At 60.3% G+C, this 20,255-nt stretch carries 11 protein-coding genes; 7 read left to right on the top strand and 4 right to left on the bottom strand.

Translation table 11 applies throughout. The annotated features are described in order from the left end of the window. Positions 1–99 precede the first annotated feature (99 nt). The gene (locus tag BM132_RS18820) at positions 100–1,017 is read right to left on the bottom strand and encodes a LysR substrate-binding domain-containing protein (protein ID WP_092399478.1); all 918 of its coding nucleotides are present in this window, start codon (positions 1,015–1,017) and stop codon (positions 100–102) included. A gap of 181 nt (positions 1,018–1,198) precedes the next feature. On the opposite strand from BM132_RS18820, the gene aspA reads away from it, so the two are divergent. The 3 genes from aspA (at position 1,199) to BM132_RS18835 (ending at position 5,735) form a co-directional block, all read left to right on the top strand. Beyond that, positions 1,199–2,623, top strand: a complete 1,425-nt coding sequence (gene aspA / locus BM132_RS18825) for an aspartate ammonia-lyase (protein ID WP_025216214.1) — start codon at positions 1,199–1,201, stop codon at positions 2,621–2,623. A gap of 521 nt (positions 2,624–3,144) precedes the next feature. After that, entirely contained in the window at positions 3,145–4,596 is a 1,452-nt protein-coding gene (locus BM132_RS18830; protein ID WP_092399481.1) for an alanine/glycine:cation symporter family protein, read from the top strand. A 134-nt stretch (positions 4,597–4,730) separates the two neighbouring features. Next, a complete protein-coding gene (locus BM132_RS18835; protein ID WP_092457720.1) occupies positions 4,731–5,735 on the top strand; it encodes an asparaginase in 1,005 nt (334 codons plus the stop codon). A gap of 45 nt (positions 5,736–5,780) precedes the next feature. Here the strand turns inward: BM132_RS18835 and BM132_RS18840 are convergent, their stop codons facing one another. Then, positions 5,781–9,206, bottom strand: a complete 3,426-nt coding sequence (locus tag BM132_RS18840; RefSeq protein WP_143092371.1) for a dermonecrotic toxin domain-containing protein — start codon at positions 9,204–9,206, stop codon at positions 5,781–5,783. 176 nt (positions 9,207–9,382) lie between these two features. Here BM132_RS18840 and BM132_RS18845 point away from each other — a divergent pair, with 176 nt between their 5' ends. Then, positions 9,383–10,375, top strand: coding sequence for an AraC family transcriptional regulator (locus tag BM132_RS18845; protein WP_092457727.1), 993 nt, complete (start codon positions 9,383–9,385; stop codon positions 10,373–10,375). Between the two features lie 534 nt (positions 10,376–10,909). Here BM132_RS18845 and BM132_RS18850 read toward each other — a convergent pair. Continuing rightward, a complete protein-coding gene (locus BM132_RS18850; RefSeq protein WP_177218191.1) occupies positions 10,910–11,428 on the bottom strand; it encodes an RICIN domain-containing protein in 519 nt (172 codons plus the stop codon). Positions 11,429–11,736: 308 nt separating this feature from the next. On the opposite strand from BM132_RS18850, the gene BM132_RS18855 reads away from it, so the two are divergent. The 3 genes from BM132_RS18855 (at position 11,737) to BM132_RS18865 (ending at position 18,654) form a co-directional block, all read left to right on the top strand. After that, positions 11,737–12,768 carry a histone deacetylase family protein gene (locus tag BM132_RS18855; protein WP_092457733.1) on the top strand — a complete coding sequence of 344 codons (1,032 nt, stop codon included), beginning with the start codon at positions 11,737–11,739 and terminating at the stop codon, positions 12,766–12,768. A gap of 11 nt (positions 12,769–12,779) precedes the next feature. Further along, positions 12,780–13,880 (top strand): polyamine ABC transporter substrate-binding protein, encoded by a 1,101-nt coding sequence (locus BM132_RS18860; protein WP_092457736.1) that lies wholly within the window; start codon positions 12,780–12,782, stop codon positions 13,878–13,880. Positions 13,881–14,052: 172 nt separating this feature from the next. After that, complete coding sequence (locus BM132_RS18865) at positions 14,053–18,654, top strand: dermonecrotic toxin domain-containing protein (RefSeq protein ID WP_092457739.1); 4,602 nt, start codon at positions 14,053–14,055, stop codon at positions 18,652–18,654. Between the two features lie 34 nt (positions 18,655–18,688). Here the strand turns inward: BM132_RS18865 and BM132_RS18870 are convergent, their stop codons facing one another. After that, the gene (locus BM132_RS18870) at positions 18,689–20,236 is read right to left on the bottom strand and encodes a MocR-like pyridoxine biosynthesis transcription factor PdxR (RefSeq protein WP_092457742.1); all 1,548 of its coding nucleotides are present in this window, start codon (positions 20,234–20,236) and stop codon (positions 18,689–18,691) included. Positions 20,237–20,255: the final 19 nt, after the last annotated feature.

Genomic DNA, 20,255 nt, shown 5'->3' on the forward strand with positions numbered 1-20,255 from the left:
GCGAGCCTGCTCGCGATAGCGGACTGACATTCAACATCATCGTTGCCTGACACACCGCTATCGCGAGCAGGCTCGCTCCCACAAAGAGTTTTCGTGGTATCAGGAGCCAGTCACCCCCTGCGCCGCGCCACCCTCGAGCTTGCGCCACAACAATCGCACGTTGGCCTTGCGCACCAGTGCGCAGCGGTACAGGCGGATTTCCAGGGGCACGTGCCATTGGGCGCCGCCGCAGACCACCAGTTCGCCCCGGGCCAGTTCGGCGCGCACGCTCAGTTGTGGCACCCAGGCGATACCCAAGCCTTCCAGCGCCATGCTTTTGAGGCTGTCGGCCATGGCCGTTTCGTAAACCGTGGTGAAACGCAGGGCACGCTGGCGCAGTAACTGGTTCACCGAGCGACCGAGAAAGGCACCGGCGCTGTAGGCCAGCAAGGGCACGCTGGCCTCGCCTTCAAGGTCGAACAACGGTTTGCCGTCAGCATCGGCGGCACACACCGGCAACATTTCGGTCTGGCCCAGGTGCAGCGAGGGGAAGATCTCCGGGTCCATCTGCATCGCCGAATCCGGGTCATAGAAGGCCAGCATCAGGTCGCAACCCCCTTCGCGCAATGCATGCACGGCGTCGCCGACGTTGGTCGCCACCAACCGCGTGGCGATGTTCAGGCCTTCATTGCGCAGTTGTGCGATCCAGCGCGGGAAGAAGCCCAGCGCCAGGGAGTGTGCGGCCGCCACTTGCATCACTTCGCCCTGCCCGCCTTCCAGATGGTGCAGATGACGCAGCACTTCACCCAGTTGCTCGACCACGGTACGCGCCGTCACCAGGAACAGCTGCCCCGCTGCTGTCAGTTCGATCGGTGTGCGGGAGCGGTTGACCAGGGTCAGCCCCAGCGCCGCCTCGAGGCTGCGGATGCGTCGGCTGAAGGCCGGTTGCGTCACGAAGCGCCGTTCGGCCGCCTGGGAAAAACTGCGCGTCGCAGCCAGGGCACTGAAGTCCTCGAGCCATTTGCTTTCTAGATTCATCACGTCCTCCCAAGGCACGCACCAAAACAGGTCACACGCTCACCGTACGGTCGGCGTCACACTCCCATTATGCCGAATGTGCATAGGGCAGTGTTTAACAGCATTGGCTCTAATTTTTCTGAAAGCCTAGGATTCACAGCGTTCCGGCTCAGACCGGGTCCTTATCGAGATGATTTCTATCATGTCTTCCGCTGCATCATTCCGCACAGAAAAAGACCTGCTTGGCGTACTTGAAGTACCGGCGCAAGCGTATTACGGCATCCAGACCCTGCGAGCGGTGAACAACTTCCGTCTCTCCGGCGTCCCGATCTCGCATTACCCCAAGCTGGTAGTCGGTCTGGCAATGGTCAAACAGGCCGCCGCTGATGCCAACCGTGAGTTGGGCCAGCTCAGCGAAGCCAAGCATGCCGCTATCAGCGAAGCCTGTGCACGACTGATCCGCGGCGATTTCCACGAAGAGTTCGTGGTGGACATGATCCAAGGCGGCGCTGGCACTTCAACCAACATGAATGCCAACGAAGTCATCGCCAACATTGCGTTGGAGGCCATGGGCCACAACAAAGGCGAATACCAGTACCTGCACCCCAACAACGACGTGAACATGGCGCAGTCCACCAACGACGCCTACCCGACCGCGATCCGCTTGGGTCTGCTGCTGGGTCACGATGCGTTGCTGGCCAGCCTCGACAGCCTGATTCAGGCCTTTGCCGCCAAGGGTGAAGAGTTCAGCCACGTCCTGAAAATGGGCCGCACCCAACTGCAGGACGCGGTGCCGATGACCCTCGGCCAGGAATTCCGTGCCTTCGCCACCACTCTGAGCGAAGACCTGGCACGCCTGAAAACCCTGGCGCCTGAATTGCTCACCGAAGTGAACCTGGGCGGCACCGCCATCGGCACCGGCATCAACGCCGACCCGCGCTATCAGGCCCTGGCCGTGCAGCGCCTGGCAACCATCAGCGGCCAGCCACTGGTACCGGCCGCCGACCTGATCGAAGCCACCTCCGACATGGGCGCCTTCGTGCTGTTCTCCGGCATGCTCAAGCGCACCGCAGTCAAGCTGTCGAAGATTTGCAACGACCTGCGCCTGCTGTCCAGCGGTCCTCGCACCGGCATCAACGAGATCAACCTGCCGGCTCGCCAGCCAGGCAGCTCGATCATGCCAGGCAAGGTCAACCCGGTGATCCCGGAAGCGGTCAACCAAGTCGCGTTCCAAATCATCGGCAACGACTTGGCCCTGACCATCGCGGCCGAAGGCGGGCAACTGCAATTGAACGTGATGGAGCCGTTGATCGCTTTCAAAATCTTCGACTCGATCCGCCTGCTGCAACGGGCCATGGACATGCTGCGCGAACACTGCATCGTCGGCATCACCGCCAACGAAGCGCGCTGCCGCGAACTGGTCGAGCACTCGATCGGTCTGGTCACCGCCCTGAACCCGTACATCGGCTATGAGAATGCCACCCGTATCGCCCGTGTTGCGCTGGAAAGCGGCCGCGGGGTGCTGGAACTGGTGCGCGAAGAAGGCTTGCTCGACGACGCCATGCTCGACGACATCCTGCGCCCGGAAAACATGATTGCTCCGCGTCTGGTCCCGCTGAAGGCGTGATCGAGACGATGACTGCTCACCAGGTCGAGGGACTAGACACCTCTCACCTTTTGAGGGCTTGGGGACTTGTTCCCCAGGCCCTTTTTTTTAACTGACTCGAGGCTGCAAAGAAGTCTGGAAGCTGAACTGTGTGGGAGCGGGCTTGCTCGCGAAGGTGGTGCGTCAGCTTGCCCCCCTACCGGATGGGCCGCCGCTTTCGCGAGCAAGCCCGCTCCCACAGAGAAGCAGCCTCCCCACAACCCTGGTCATAAAAAAGCCAGGTGATTCAAAGGTCCGTTTCGTCGCACGCACCACAATCGTGCAGACGGGCGCCGCACTGGTAGGTATAGTGCCGCCCCTCTTCGCGTGAGCGGTCGTCAGAAACGAGACCCCCAACACATGCGAAAACCGAACTAATAACAACCCGCGAAATGGACCAGGACGAAACATCGCCTCACCTGTCGTGCCGCGCGCCGACCGATGTAACAGGATGTTTCCAAATGGCCAGCATTCGCTTAAACAAAAAACAGCGAGGAATACTCATGCTAGAAGTCATCAACGACTTCCTCTCAGGGAAAGTGCTGATCGTGCTCATTGTCGGGCTTGGCAGCTACTTCACGATCCGCTCGCGCTTCGTCCAGTTCCGTCATTTCCTTCACATGTTTGCGGTATTCCGCGACAGCCTCAAAAGCAGCGCTGGTCAGCTCAGTTCCTTCCAGGCCTTGATGCTCAGCCTGGCCGGTCGTGTCGGCGCAGGCAACATCGCCGGTGTCGGCATCGCCGTCACCCTCGGCGGGCCCGGCGCTGTGTTCTGGATGTGGGTGACCGCGCTGGTCGGCATGTCCAGCAGCTTCTTCGAATGTTCCCTCGGCCAGCTCTACAAGCGCTGTGACGCCGAAGGCCAGTTCCGTGGCGGCCCGTCCTATTACATCCAGCACGGTCTGCAGAAGCGCTGGTTGGGCATGATCATGGCGTTCCTGCTGCTGATCACCTTCGGTTTCGCCTTCAACGGCCTGCAAGCCCATGCCGTGACTCACTCGCTGAACAACGCTTTCGGTTTCGACACCACCTACACAGGCATTGGCCTGGCAGTGCTGTTGGGCCTGGTGTTCATCGGTGGGATCAAGCGCATCGCCAAAGTCGCTGACCTGCTGGTGCCAGTCAAAACCCTGGCGTACATCGGTGTAACCCTCTACGTGATCGTGCTGCAGTTCGATCAGGTGCCGGCCATGCTGACCACCATCGTCAAAAGCGCCTTCGGCCTTGACCAGGCCTTTGGCGGCCTGATCGGCAGCGCCATTGTCATGGGCGTCAAACGTGGCGTGTTCGCCAACGAAGCGGGCCTGGGCAGTGCGCCAAACGTCGCCGCCGTGGCCTCGGTCGAGCACCCGGTGGCTCAGGGTGTGATTCAAGCATTCAGCGTGTTCCTCGACACCTTCTTGATCTGCACCTGCACCGCACTGCTGATCCTGCTGTCGGGCTTCTACACCCCGGGCTTCGAAGGTGACGGTATTGCCCTGACCCAAAACTCCCTCGCCGCCGTGGTCGGTGACTGGGGACGGATATTCATCTCCGTGGCGCTGTCGTTGTTCGTGTTCACCTCGATCCTCTACAACTACTATCTGGGCGAAAACAACCTGCGCTTCATGGTCGGCGAAAACCGCAAGGTGCTGATCGGCTACCGCACCCTGGTACTGGTGCTGATCTTCTGGGGTGCCATCGAGAACCTCGGCACCGTGTTTGCCTTCGCCGACATCACCATGACCCTGCTGGCGTTCGTGAACCTGATCGCGCTGTTCCTGCTGTTCAAGGTCGGCATGCGTATCCTGCGCGACTACGATGACCAGCGTTCGGCCGGCATCAAGGTTCCGGTTTTCGACTCCAGCAAGTTCCCCGACCTGGATCTGGACCGCAAGGCCTGGCCAGCGAACCCTTCGGCACCGGTAGCCGCGCCTGGAAAGGCTCCGGCAGGCGTGGCCGCTGCGCAACCCTGATTCGGCAGGCTGATTGGAGAAAACCGGGCGCACTTTTTCTGCGCCCGGCGTGACACAGCCTGAGGTCGGCGTCATGCTCGGCCTTATGTTGTGGCAGCCCGATGAGCTGCCGTTTTCGTCCTCGGAGAACACCCATGAATTTCTCGACCTACCCTGCCGCCCAGCACGTCATGGTGCTCTACACCGGCGGCACCATCGGCATGCAAGCCAGCGCCCATGGCCTGGCTCCGGCATCCGGTTTCGAAGCACGGATGCGCGATTACCTGCACAGCCAGCCCGAACTCGTCATCCCGCAATGGCGTTTCCGGGAAATGTCGCCGCTGATCGACAGCGCCAACATGACCCCGGCCTACTGGCAGCAACTGCGCGAAGCAGTGGTCGATGCCGTGGATGTGCAGGGCTGCGACAGCGTGTTGATCCTGCACGGCACCGATACGCTGGCCTACAGTGCAGCGGCGATGAGCTTCCAACTGCTGGGCCTGCATGCCCGGGTATGTTTCACCGGCTCCATGTTGCCCGCCGGCGTGACCGACAGCGACGCCTGGGAAAACCTCAGTGGCGCGCTGGTCGCCCTCGGCCAGGGGCTCGCGCCGGGGGTGCATTTGTATTTCCATGGCGAGCTGTTGGCCCCGACCCGCTGCGCCAAGGTGCGCAGCTTCGGCCGTCATCCGTTCAAACGCCTGGAGCGTCAGGGCGGTGGTATCAAGGCAACTTCGCTGCCGGCACAGCTGAATTACGACCAGCCCAAGCAACTGGCGAACATCGCGGCGCTGCCGCTGTTTCCCGGCATCAGCGCCGATATCCTCGATGGCCTGCTCGGCAGTGGTATCCAGGGCCTGGTGCTGGAGTGCTACGGCAGCGGCACCGGGCCAAGCGACAACCCGGCCTTCCTCGCCAGCCTGGAGCGGGCGCGGGACAGCGGCGTGGTAGTGGTGGCGGTGACTCAATGCCATGAAGGCGGCGTGGAACTGGACGTGTACGAAGCCGGCAGCCGCTTGCGAGGCGTTGGCGTGCTGTCCGGTGGCGGCATGACCCGCGAGGCGGCGTTCGGCAAGCTGCAGGCGTTGATCGGCGCCGGGCTGGCCGTGGAGGACGTCCGCCGGCTGGTTGAGCTGGACCTATGCGGCGAGCTGAGCTGAGCCCTGCAAACCGCTGAGGCGCGAATCTCCTCGCGCCTCACACTGCTACACCGAGAGGAATAACGCCTTGGCGGCGGCGCTGCCAATGTCGGCACGCCAGATTCTCTCAACCGCCTGGCCGGCCTTCTGCTGGGCTTTCTGGAACTCAAGCCCCCGCCCGCCCTGCTCGAATGTCTTCAGGTGAGCCTTGGTAAAGGCATCCGCCGCTGCATCCTGTTTCAGATAATGGAAGTGCGCGAACCACAGCACGCGGTTGTTGCGCCTCTCGCGAATCTCGTAGACCTGCAGGAAGTCGTTGCCTTTATTGTCTGAAATATCCACCCGGCCACCGGCCTTGCGGATGCTGATCTCCTGCTCCTGTAACAAATACTCCACCGCGCCAACGTTGGGCAGCTTCGCCTTGGTCATCACGATGCGGGTGGTTCGCCCCAACTCCCGCAGACGCCTGGCACCGGCCCTCAGCTCCTTGATCAACGTTCGCGGAGCCTGGTCACCCAGCGCTTGCGTCAACTGCTCGATCTCCTCGGCACAGCGATCGAACCCGGTTGCCTTGCCTACGATGAGCTCCTCTACGTCGATAGGCGGACGCTCACTTCTGGACAACCAACCGACGTCAGACATTTGTTGATCAAGTGTGCCCAGCAGATCGCGCCCCTTCTTCTCCAGGCTCTTGAGTTTTTTTGCGGCACGGATACTCAACCCACCCGCACCACCGAGCAATCGCGGGCGGTGTCCCAGGCTCCAGCGACCTTGCCCATCATGTTCAAGCCAGGGACCGGTCCGCGCCGGATGGGCGGCGTCGATGATCACCACCCCCTCAAGGCGGCGTGACACTCGATACCACTTGCCTTCGACCTGGGCAAACCACAGGCTGCCCCGTTGATAGAGCCCCTGGTATTCACCCGAAACCACCCGACCTTGCAACGTGGAAGGAGCCGCCAGTTGGAAAGTATCGAGGCGGGCCAGCTCAGGGGCGGAAAAATGGGTACGAGGGCTCGACCAACCATAGACCAGCCGCGCTTTCGCCCCGTAAGGGCTAGCGGACGCAGGTAACGCCGGCTCTTTGATGATCGCATTGCCCGGCAAGACAACCGGAGCCTCATGCTCGAACATTGCCCGCGCCTCCAGTCGGCTGATCGCTCCCAGGCGCGCCCCTCCCTGTACCAGTACCAACGCCAGGCCCATCAGCGCCGCGGCCAAGGCTTCCCCGCTGTCTTCCACCCCCTCGCTGTCAACGAACTCATCAAGCTGCTCCGTGAGCTGGGCCAGGAAGCCGATCATCATTACCGGACCATCCAGCAGCGGCAGCAACAGGTTGAACGCTACCCAGCCAAACTGCATGAACCTGTCCCAGCGCGCCTGCGAGTCGGACACCGAAGCCCGTTTGGCCTGTTCGATCAAGGCCTGGGCACAGGCTTTGTACAACGCACCGACGATATCGCCTTGTAACGGCTCGCGGCCGAGCAACGCAGGTTCCGGAGTCCGGGGAGCGGTGGCATCCGAAAGCAGCACCCGGCCGATGTGCGGCTCCTGGAAACCGCCGTTGGCATAGACCCGACGGGCAGAAGGTTCAAGCCCGGCAAGCACGCTGTCCTGTAACGCTCCGGCCTGCTTGATGGCATCGAAAAGAGCGGCTCGCGAGGCAAATTCCATCAGGGGCGTTGACGAAGCAGGCCTGTAAAGCACATGAGGCCCCAGGCTGACATCCTCAGGGCCGATCACAAACATGTCGGCGACCACATTGGGCGTTGCCTGGGCATCGGTCAGGAAAGCCAGGGGCCTGATGACCGGTTTGTGCCCGGCAGCGAAACCGGCCGACAGGGTCGGTCGCAACACCGCCACGACAAAGTGATAAGCCATATCGTTAAGGTTCTTTTTGATCTTCAGTTCCAATGCCTGCAATGGCAGCAGGATGGCGAGGCGATCAGCGAAATGTTGCTGCCTGCGGGCCGCATCCAGGGGATCATTCAGTAACTTGCGCTGCAGCAGTTCGGGATAGTGCTGGCCGATGTCGGCTCGCGAGGTCAGGTCCCGCAGATACTCATAGGTCATCCAGGCGGGTGGTTCGCCCCCTCGGTAGGTAATCTTCGAAGGGACCCAGGGAAAAGCTCCGAGATTTCTGATCGCCATCTCGGGGAAAGTCCGGGTTTGAATTGCACTGCGAGGGGGCGGAAACGGCGGATCGATGATCTCGAACGGGGAATTGCTCGACCGGGATAACGTCACTTCAATTTCGTTCACCGAGATATCCGTGCGCGAGGGGTCATCCTCCAGCATCTTTTCCTTCAAGGCCTGGTCAGCGAACTCAAGGATGTTCGAAATACCCGCCATGAATGACACGGACCTTCGATGCTGCGCCGCCAGCGATAGCAACAAACGACTGTAGGCGCCGCGATCCGCCAACGGTGCATTCCTCAGCCAGGATGGAAGCACCTGCTGCAGTTTCGACAGCCTGGCCTCATGCCCCGAGCGAAAGGCCCCCAGCAGCGTGCCGGGACCGGAAACCAGCGCCACTTCGCGTTCAAGACTGGCCGTGTCGGGATAAGCCGAGGGTTTGATCCTGGCGAGCAGTTGCAACTGACGCTCCAGGAGACAGAGGGTCAAGGCGTCGAAGATGTCCTGCTCGGGGGTGTAGTTTCTCAGCTTCGAATCGTCCGCCGGGCGCGCACCAAACCAGGACGCTTCCATTGCCGCCACCGAGCCGAACACCTCGATCCCGCCAGCCAATGTGTAGAGCAAAGCGATTTCTCGCTCACCCAGACGGCGCGACATGGCCAGCACCAGCACATCCCCCGGATGAGGAACGTTGCTGTCGCCCTCGTAGACAAACGTGACGTAGGCTCGGGTGGTGCCCTGCCCCAGGGCTCGTTGTCGCCGAGCCGGCTCCGGGTAGTCGAGGACGGCCTGGACGGTGGCGAGCTCCTCGCCTACGAGCGCCGAAGTGGCCTGTTGCAACTGCGCCTTGAACAGATCGGACAGTTGTCGCCAGACGCTGGGAGCGTCTGTGCTCCAGAAATCCACCAAGTGCTGTTGATAGCCCTCAAGCAGCATGGAGGCCCCTTCATCGAGCATTTGCTGGAGTTCATCCAAGGGGACCTTTTCGCCCTGGGGCGTCTCTGCGCCAGGGAATTTCGCAAGAAAGCTGCCCTGGCTGAACGTCCTTGCCCCCACGCCCCTGCAGCGCTCGAGCAACAGGTCGGCCAATCCATGGGTGTCGTACCCGACCTTGTGCGATTGCCCGCCGTCCATGCGCCATTGAGGTTCAAGGATCACGGCGGTTGCGGCGGCTGGTGCCAACGTTGGGTAACGTTCATTGAGGAGCGCTTGAAGCGTCGTCCGTGCGACGTCCTTCAGCGACGGGCGTGACGCGAACAGCAGGTGCACGTTCAGGGCCCATGAGGTGATCTCATCATCGGTTCGCAGGGGGCGTGGCGAGCTTGTCATCGAAGGGGTGGGGCTCGAAGTCGACATGGCTTTTTTCCATTGGCAGGCAATGAGTGGAAGTCTTCAGCCCGCCTAAAGAAGCGAGCCGCGACCGTTACCTGCGAGCGTAAGCAGCCCGTTGGGGGGGTGTGCGGTATCGGGTTATCGCTTTTCCCGGCATACAACTTGCTCGATATCCAGCCTCCCCAAGGCTGGAAACGAACATGCTGCACTCCCACCTCACCACCCTCAACGCTGTCTCCCTGGTGCTCAACACCTTCAAGCGCGAAGGTCTGCCCAGTGAGGTGTTGCTGGCCGGTAGCGGCATCAGTGCGGCGGACCTGAACCGGGCCGATACGTGCATCACCACCAATCAGGAGATGCAGGTTTGCGCCAATGCCGTGGCCCTCAAGCGCGATATCGGCCTGGAACTGGGCTTGCGCATGCACGTGTCGTCCTACGGAATGCTGGGTTATGCCCTGCTCAGCAGTGCCACTTTGGGTGACGCTTTGCGTTTGGCACTGCGCTATCCGGCGCTATTGGGAACACTCTTCGAGCTGCACCTGGAAGAAGGCCATGAAACGGTCTGGCTCAGCGCCAGCGATTATCGGGAGAACCCGGCCCTGGCGGTGTTCAACGCCGAGTTCTGTATGGTGTCGCTAAAAGTCATCTGCAACGACCTGCTCGGCCAGACGCTGCCCCTGCGCGCGACGCGCTTCGAACATTCGGCGCCCGATTACCAGGCGCGCTACGCAGCGCTCTTCGACTGCCCGGTGCGTTTTGACAGCGTCGATAACGCCTTCGCCTTCGACCGCCACTGGCTGGAACAACCGCTGCCACTGGCTGACCCCATCACCCACCACGCCATGGCCGAACGTTGCCGTCGGCAGAACACCGAGTTCACCGGCCGCCAGGCCTGGCTGGGACGGATTCGCCAGTTGCTCAGTGCACAATTGAATGCCGCACCCGGCCTGGAAGGCCTGGCAGAACAGATGAACTGCTCGTCGCGCACCTTGCGCCGTCACCTCAAAAGTATGGGCTGCAGCTATCAGGAATTGCTCGACGAACTGCGCTTCGAACGGGCCAAGCAGATGCTGTGTGAGGACCAATTGCCGATCTATCGGATTGCTGAAATGCTCGGTTTCAGCGAAACGGCCAGTTTTCGCCATGCGTTTGTACGCTGGAGTGGCGTGGCGCCGAGTCAGTTCAGATCTTGAATCGCAGCTTTCGTGTACAACACCCAACCCCGTGCTTGCTCCCGCTGGGCTACGCCTGTAGGAGCTGTCGAGCGAAGCGAGGCTGCGATCTTCCCCAGACCCTTGAGCCTCAAGCGAAAGATCAAAAGATCGCAGGCTTCGCCAGCTCCTACAGAGCCGAACGGGAGCAAGCATCCTCACCACAAATTCCCGGGCAGCCACGAGCCCTGTTAATCCTCCCTCAGCCAAGCTTCCAACCAGCCACGCATTCTTGCGCCCTGAGTTCACTGCTGGCCAGCCGTGTGCTGGATAACGTCGACCCGCGCTAGCAACCAGGGCAAAGAAAAAGGCATATCAATTCGATATGCCTTTTTCTATTCCAATCTCCTTTCCACCAACGGGACTCATCAGAGAGTTTGTATCGTTTGGCCATCGGAGCCCCTGCCTTTGATGGTCGCTAACTTTACTGATTCTGGCATTCACAAACTGGAAGGGGTTTCGAAGGTTTTCGTACAGGGCCTAGCAGATCTACATACCTGTTTCATGTGTATGGTGTCAGCCAGGACTATCCCCTATTCTCCATAATCTAAATCTTTGATTTTCTGCTCCACCATAAGCGTAGTCGATAATATTGGTATTGTTCGCTGTTTGCGCCCCCCTTACATCCATTACTGTGCCGTAGCGTTTGTTTTGGATATAGAAAAAACCTCCGGATCCTGCATCCTTGAATATCCAATAAAATTCCGGCCCCATGCTACCGTGCAAGGGGGAGGTAATTACATTTCCCTCGTAGGCCTCGACGACTCTTGTTTGGTATCGTCCATTGGCAATCCAATGCTCTCCGTTGCCACTATACTTAATGTGCCATGTGGATTCCGGTTCAGCACTGTCGTCATACAATTTAACTTCGTGCCTGCCTTTACTATCTTCCTTTAGGGCCATGTCAACTATTTTGTAGTTGCTTAAAAATGAATATATTTTATAGATTCCTGGTTGGATTATGATGGAAGGCCCAGGGGCTCCTTTTGTCTGTTCAGGTGTTTTATCGACGTGGGGTATGCTTTTGCTCTTCATGCGGGCTCCATTCATGTTACCTGATGGCCATTGCCAAATATGCTAGATAAAATTTTTAAACTTGAGCACTGTCAGAAATGACAGTTTTATATATGATTTTTGAATAACAAGTAGCGCCTTAACATATAAAGCGTGTTTTTAATTAATAATCTATCAATGCTGAAAGCCGGTGAGTTGAGGCACCAAGGGGCGATTTACGGTCAAACCTTTTGGCCATTTCAATCCCCTTTTGGCCTCTCCTGCCGTTCTCCGAAACGCCGCGCGCCGCAAGACTGTGAGCAACCGAATCAGCCCTGCGGAGAACAACAATGCTGACGATCTACTCAGACGATCACCACCTGCACCACGGACGCTGCGAGTTGATGGACGGGCAATTGATGCCCTGCTTCGAAATGCCCTCCCGGGCCGATCACGTGCTGGAGCGGGTCAAGGCGCGCGCACTGGGGCCGGTGGAGGCGCCGCAGGACTTTGGCTTGGGGCCGATCCAGCGCATCCACAGTGCGGCGTACCTGGAATTTTTCAAAGGTGCCTGGGACCGCTGGGCCAAGTTCAACCGCGACGGCGATTTGTTGCCCTACACCTGGCCGGCACGGACCCTGCGCACGGTCATCCCGACCAGCTTGCACGGCCAACTCGGTTATTACAGCTTCGACGGCGGCGCGCCGATCACCGCCGGCACTTGGCAAGCGGCCTACAGCGCAGCGCAGGTCGCTCTCACCGCCCAGGCCGAAATCCAGCGCGGCGCCCGCAGTGCCTTTGCGCTGTGTCGCCCACCAGGGCACCACGCTGCCAGTGACTTGATGGGCGGCTATTGCTACCTGAACAACGCTGCCATCGCCGCCCAGGCCTTTCTCGACCAGGGCCATCAGAAGGTCGCGATCCTGGATGTGGATTACCACCACGGCAACGGCACCCAATCGATTTTCTATGAGCGCAGCGACGTGCTGTTCACCTCGATCCACGGTCACCCAGAGGCGGAGTTTCCATTCTTCCTGGGCTATGCCGACGAGCATGGCGAGGGCGATGGCGAGGGCTTCAATTTCAACTACCCTTTGCCAGCCGGCTCAGGCTGGGACACCTGGAGCGCGGCACTGGAGCAGGCCTGCGGGCAAATCCGGGGTTACGACGCCGATGTCATCGTCGTATCCCTGGGCGTAGACACCTTCAAGGACGATCCGATTTCGCAGTTCAAGCTCGACAGCCCGGATTACCTGGCGATGGGCAAACGCATCGCCGCGCTCGGCAAGCCGACGCTATTTGTGATGGAAGGCGGCTACGCGGTGGCCGAAATCGGCATCAATGCCGTCAACGTTCTCGAAGGTTTCCAAAGCGCCCCATGAGGAACACAAGCATGATCAGACTCAAGCGTTCGATGGCGCCAGCCCTGTGCGCCATGCTGCTTTGCGGTGCCGTCCAGGCCGAGGAGCGGACCCTGCGTGTCTACAATTGGTTCGACTACATCACGCCCAAGGCCCTGGACGACTTCAAGGCGCAAAACAGCCAGGTCAAACTGGTCTACGACATCTTCGACACCAATGAAGCGCTGGAAGCCAAGCTGCTGACCGGCAATTCTGGCTACGACGTGGTGGTGCCGTCCAACGTGTTCCTGGCCAAGCAGATCGAAGCCGGCGTGTTCCAGCCCCTGGACCGCAGCAAACTGCCAAACTGGAACCACCTCGATCCCAAGCTGATGAAGCTGATCGAAGCCAACGACCCAGGCAACAAATTCGCCGTGCCCTACATGTACGGCACCATCCTGATCGGCTTCAACCCGGACAAAATCAAAGCCGCCCTCGGTGACAACGCTCCGGTGGACAGCTGGGACCTGATCTTCAAGGAAGAGAACATCAGCAAGCTCAAGCAGTGCGGCGTGGCGCTGCTCGACTCACCTTCGGAAATCCTGCCTCTGGCCCTGCAGCACCTGGGCCTGGACCCCAACAGCAAGAAGCCGGCGGACTATGCCAAGGCCGAAGCGCTGATGATGAAGATCCGCCCGCACATCACTTATTTCCACTCGTCCAAGTACATGGCCGACATCGCCAACGGCGATATCTGCGTGGCGGTCGGCTACTCCGGCAGCTTTTCCCAGGCGGCCAACCGCGCCAAGGAGGCCAAGAACGGCGTGACAGTGGACATGCGCCTGCCCAAGGAAGGCGCGCCGATCTGGTTTGACATGCTCGCCATCCCCAAAGGGGCAGCCAACCCGGACGACGCTTACGCCTTTATCAATTACCTGCTGCAACCGAAGGTGATCGCACCGGTGAGCGATTTCGTCGGCTATCCGAACCCGAACAGGGACGCCACGGAAATGGTCGACCCGGCGATTCGCAACAACCCCAACCTGTACCCGACCGAAGCGGCCATGACCACGCTTTACACTTTGCAACCTTTGCCCAGGGACGCCGAGCGGGCGCGGACACGGGCCTGGACCCGGATCAAGTCCGGCCAGTAGCTCAGCCTGTAGCAAGGAGTTTGTCTGGCCCGGGATAAGGTGGCCTCTCACCCGGGCTGACACTGCGCCCTATACATAGTTACCACCGTCTCTGTTCTGCCGCGCCCTAGCATGGCGTTCCCGAAGCGTTCGGCTTTGGGCATGCCATGTATCGCGAGACAGGGAGACTCAGATGACCCAACCCTTAACCCCTAAACCCGCCGCACCCGACGCCAGCCTTGGCGACGCGGTGCTCAACCAGTTGCTCGCCGGCCCGACCTCGCCGGAGGTAGCCGCCGCCCTTCTGCACAACGCGCTCAAGAAGCTCTATCCCCATTTGCATCTGGACCCGAACAATACTGTGGTCGGTGAGCCGAATTGGGAAATCGTCGACGGCCAGATCGTTGAGCGGCCCACGCGTTACCAGACACTCAGCAACATGCTGGCGGCACGGATGAATGAGGACTATGCGACGCTGCTGATAGAGGGCTTTCACTTTCTGACCCACCTGCCACTGACGACCCCCGAGGTGCACCTGCCGGTGCGCATCGCTCAGATCGGCAGCCTGATCAATGAACTCGCGCCCGTCATGGTGTCCGCCTGCCAGGAACAGCAACTGGTGTACTGGAACGCCACGATCGGCACCGCGCCGCCGCGCTGGCATGAGCTCTCCAGCCTGCTGCACAGACTCTGGGACGTTAAGCAGGTCAAGGGCTGGACGGACTCCGACTGTGCCATGGCCAGGCAACTGTTCCTGTACCCCGACCTGCAGGACCGCAAGGCCAACGACCCTTATGGCACCCATGCGTACCTGATCGACATCGATGAGGTGGATGGCGACAAGTTGACACGCATGATCGACAACTCCCTGGTGGTGCTGATCGGAACCGTCGACAAAAAACAGACCATCCTCGCCTACTCGCTACGTCGCAGCTACGAGAAGTTCGACTCACTGCAAGCATTGGAGCAGACCTTGCCTGATCATCTGGGCAACGTGGAGGGCAAGAAGATCCAGTGGCGCTTCTTTGAGCCCGAAGGCAACATTTTCGATCACAAGGCCTGCGGCTTGATTGCCACCCAGGTACAGATCCTGGGCTCTCCCGAGATCCTGAAAGGGTTCATGGCCGACGACAGCGAGCAGCCCGCGCTCAGTGGAACACAGACCGACACCGGTCCTGATGCGGCCTGGTACGAGAAGCAGATGCCGGACTGGCTCCAGCAAGCATCGACGTCCGACCAGATCCTGTTCGCCCAACACATGAAGAACCTGTCCGCGCTGAGCAGCTCCCATGCCGGCAAGACCTACCTGGACGATATTCCCCCCATCAAACACTATGCGCTGAACGCTTTGAAACAGCAGATGCAATCGGAGCATGCCGACGCCGCGACGCTCGACCCGCAACGGATCGAACTGCAAATCCGCAGCCCCGTCGTCTGGGGCACCTTCGTTGTTCCCGGCAAAATCGAGATCACGCGGCTCAACCTCGTCGACCTGGCGCTACAGAACCTGATTGCGCTGCCCCTTGGCGACAAAGTGGTCAGATCTCTCGACGGCGACAAGCTGCCCGGATGGATGACGGTCGACTACGTCGAAAATCTGGTGACCAAGGTCGACGTCGGTCGCGTTTATCCCGAACTGGTCAAGAGCAAGCTACTGGGCGATACCGTCGAATCGACCCGCCGGGAAAATCTCTACACTGCTCAGCTACGCATCCAGTTACCCATGCTGGCGCTGGAGAGCAAGATTCGCGGCGATTGCAACATCGACGAGCGCGGCTACCGTTACATCGCCGCCGTGATGGAGACCGACGAAGCCGAGCGCAAGGTCGACGGGCAGACAATCGTCATGCGCGAGCTGGCTTTCGTCTCCGGCCAGTCCCAAGGCACTGCGGGAGACGTCGTGACCAACATGTTCGTGATCGGTCCGCAGGATTTCGATGCAGGCCCCTGCGTGCTCTATCGCCCGCTGCTGGAACCGCAGCTGTGCCAGTATCCGACGCCGAGCAATCTGATCTACGCCATCCGGCAGACTCCCTCCTTGCGTCAATCGGTGCTGGCCTGGCTGCCCGACGGAGTACGCGAGAACTACAGCCGATACCTCTTTTCCGGGCCGATCCCCTCGCCCTGGATGATCGTCGAATTCGCCACCGACCCCTTCTCTTCGTGGACCAACAGCGCCCCCGTCAGCTTGAGCAACCAGACTCTGGGGGCGGATTTTCTGCCGCGGTTGTTCAGGTCCAATGCCGAGGCCCTGACCGCCCTCGCCGACCGTCAGTCTGTGTCCAATAGCGAGAACCGCTGGGAAACCTTCAAACAGGCCAGTTGGTTGATTTTCAACCTGGCCCTGCCCTACCTCGGGGCTGCGGTAGGCACCGCCATCTGGCTTTGGCAAATCCTCGACGACGTTGAAACGATGACACAAGGCGACGAAGAAGCCGACAGCCAGGCCACGTGGGAAGCGTTTGTCGACCTCTTGCTGAACATGGCCATGGCGATTACCGCACACGCCATCGAGCGCGCCCGGGAGAATACTGATAGCCGCCTGACAGAAGCCCCCCAGGTCGTGCCCGAGCAGGAAAAACTGACCAAGCCTGCGCCCATCATCGAGCAATTCATACCGCCCAAGGACACCAGACTGCCCGCCGAGCACTACGACACCATTCATTCCAGTGGCGCCTTGGCGGGCAAGTCCGGCGAGCATGCCAAGCTGCTCAGGCCCTTGAGCGTCAACAAGCCCGAGCACGCCGAACAGCTCAAGAGCGAGGGCCCGCTCAAGGGCCTCTACCAACAGGGCGATGACTGGTTCGCCAAAATGGCCGACAAGTGGTTCAAGGTAAAGGTGGAAGGGGACCATGTGTCCATCGTCGACGAAAAAGACCCCTCCCACCCAGGGCCGGCACTGATGCGCCATGCCCACGGCGAATGGCATGTCGACACGCGCCTGCGTCTGCGCGGTAGCGGATCGAAAGGTGCCCGGCAGGAGGTCATCGCCAATGCCAGGCGCCGTGGCATTCAGCTGCTGGCGCAGTTGACTCGCTTCGAAGAAAAGAAAATCGAAGGCCAGAAGTTGCTGACTATGGATGCCAAGGAGCTGGGTAAGGCGTCCGGCTCTGCCAAGGAGCTCAAACGCATCGTCTATTTGAGTACGTTGAAGACCCAACGGGAAAGCTACGAAGAAGCGTTGAAGATCCTGACCGAATGGCCGGTCTTTCAATCAAGGCCCGACGCGCCTCAAGTCCGACTCGGCTACTTGAACGCGCAGATCAATTTTACGTTCGAGGAAATAGACGCGCTGAAGGCTCGCTTCACCCCCGCCCTGAGAGAAGCCCTGGACATGGCCACTTCGACGATCGAGGAAGTCGAGCAGCAACACGTCGATGCTGCCGATGCCATGATCCGGGTCGGTGACGACATGATCGAGCGCCTGGATTACATGGAAACCCGCTTCTACCGACTCAAGAAGCAGGGGCGCGAAGGCTTTGAATTCCTGCGCCAGCACCGCGGGAAAATGCCGGCCTACAAAAGCGATGCGATCCGCCTGATCCAGTTGGACATGTATCGCCACCTTTGCCTGTCGCTCGACAGCATCCACACCGTGCCTGAGGGGTGGGCAGATCTCAACCAAGTGGTCGATAACATCACGGTTGCGTTCCAAAGCCTGCACGACGCCATCGAGGAGCGAAGTGTGATCAGGCTGGACGAACAGATCGATGCATTCGGCAGCCTGACGGAACAGTTCACCGCCATCGAAGAACATCTCGAATACCTGGGCGATGAATATAAGGCCAGTGTGCGCCCGGCAGAACTCAATCGACTGATAAAGCAGATTGGCCAGATCAAGAAACGCGCAGTCCGTCACCTGGCCTGGGCCCTCGATGAGCGAAGCAACCGGCGCAGCCTCGGCAACCCGTACGAGCAGCGCCCCCGGCCTCGGAAAAAGTTCATCAGGGCGCGTTTCTGGGGTCTGGTCAGTGGCGAACCCCGGCTCTCGAAAACCAAGGAAGAGACGGGCTGGGTCGATGTGAAAAACCCGCTTTCAGAAAAAATCATTGCCACGTTTCATCGCAAGGAAACCGGTGAGTGGGTGCCTCACGTCATCGCCGAAGCGCCGGCGCCCGTTCCTGCGTTGGCAACCAGCATCACCAAGGGTAAGGCCCTGATTGACGGGCTGGCAGCGTTCAAGACGCAAATCCAGGAATACGCCAACAAACCCAGTCGATCACCCACCGGCATCGGGATGATTCTGAATGCACACGCTGGCCGCATGGAGAAAGTCGCCGTGGCGATCACCAAGGCGCTGGACAACGCCTCTAACGAAACGGTGGGTGTGTCGGCCCAGGACCGGCAGTTGGCCGAGTCCACCCGCAAAACACTCAAGCAGGCGTCCAAGACCCTTTATGAGGAAGGGTTCGAAGGCATCCTCAAGGTCATCAAACAACGGCCACCGACCATGAGTGGCTTGATATGGCTTAAAAGCCGGAACCAGATTTCCATCACTCGGCAAAAGAACCGGCAACGCCTCAGAGGTCCTGTTTATGGCTATCTGGACCGGTACGAGATCAAGGACCTGAAAGAGAACAAAACGCTGTGGTTCGCCGACTTCCGTTATTCCACTGACTGGGCGCCTGCCCATGCTTATCTTTCGGCGCGTTTGAAAACACCGGAACAAGTCAGCCTGGGCCGGGCCGCCGACTCGACCAAGGAATTGACCCAGCGGCAACTGATCGATCTTTACCGCAGCGAAATCGCCGTGGACCAGGCCAGGGAGGTGTTCTTTCCAAAACGACTGTCGTGACGGACAAAGCCAGGCGTCTATCGACGCCCGGCACTCATGTCGGCCAGGCCTTCGCCAGACGCGCCAGCGCGGCATCGATCGTCGCTGGCGGGACCGCCGCGAACCCCAGCACCAGCCCCGCCCGTACCTGCGTCGGGGTAGTGGCAGGCAACCAGTAGCTGCTCAAGCCATTGACCTCGACGCCGGCTTCGGTGGCCCGGGCGATCAGCTCGCGCTCGCGCTCGATGTTGTCCACCGGCACCGTGACGTGCAATCCGGCGACGACCGTGGGCATGGCGCCGACGCCGTTCAACGACTTCGGCCACCCGGCCAGCAGCGCGTCGCGTCGGGCCAGTGCGGCCCGCCGCATGCGCCTGATGTGCCGCTGGAAATGCCCGGCGGCCATGAACTCGGCCATGACCGCCTGGGTGCTGACTTCAGAGTGACGTACATCCACCGCGCGACGTTGGGCGAAGGCATCTACCAGGCCGGATGGCAACACGAGATAGCCCAGGCGCAAGGCCGGAAATGCGACTTTGCCGAACGTCCCCACATAAAGGACTCGCCCTTGGCGATCCAGTGCAGCCAGAGGCGCCAGTGGCGCACCGCTGTAGCGATACTCGCCATCGTAGTCATCCTCGACGATCCAACCGTTATTGCGCTCGGCCCAGGCCAGCAGCTCCAACCGGCGCGCGAGGCTCATGACCACTCCGGTCGGGTATTGATGGGACGGCGTGACGTAGGCCAGTCGGCAGTGGCTCAACGCACCGAGCGCCGTGCAATCAAGGCCATCGCTGTCGACCGGCACGCCTTTCACCTCGGCACCGGCCACGGCAAACGCATGCCCAGCGGCGCGGTAGCCAGGATTCTCCACCGCCACGACATCACCCGGATCCACCAGCAGCTGTGCACAAAGGCTAATGCCCTGCTGTGCACCACTGGTGATCACAATTTGTTCAGCCGTGCAGTGCAGGCCGCGGGAGCTGCGCAGGTAAGCGGCGATCAGGCCGCGCAGGCGCGCGTCACCTTGCGCGTCGCCATAACACAGCTGTTGCAGATCCGGCTTGCGCCAGAAAGCCGCATTCAGCTTGGCCCAAACCTCGAAAGGAAACAGGTCGAACGCCGGAACACCGACCCGAAAGGCCCTTGGCGGGCCGAGGGGTGGTTGAGGTAAATGGTTCTTTTCGACCCGTTTCAATGCCCCACTGTGGATAACTTTACTGGATGGACCCACAGGCAAATCGAGCCAATCTGTGGATAAACCAGTGGATAAGCCTGTTGAAAACCCTGTGGATACTTTTGTGGATATGTTTTTCAAAGGCAGGGCCGTCGACGACAGTCTTGCCACATAAGTACCGTCACCGACCCGCCCTTCGATGAAACCCTCGGCATAGAGCTGGTCATAGGCTCGCACCACACTGTTGCGTGAAATCGACAAAGCCGCTGCCAGGTCCCGGCTGGCCGGCAGCCGCGTGCCGCTGGCCAGGCGGCCGTCCAGCACTCGTGAACGCAAAGCCTGATAGAGCTGGCGACTCAGCCCCTGGCGGCGATCCAGCTCGATACCGGCGGGATTGAAAGACAGGGGCGGCACAGGGTTGTTCATGACAGTCCTCGTAATGGAC

The organism is Pseudomonas sp. NFACC45, assembly GCF_900113505.1.
GTDB lineage: Bacteria > Pseudomonadota > Gammaproteobacteria > Pseudomonadales > Pseudomonadaceae > Aquipseudomonas > Aquipseudomonas tehranensis.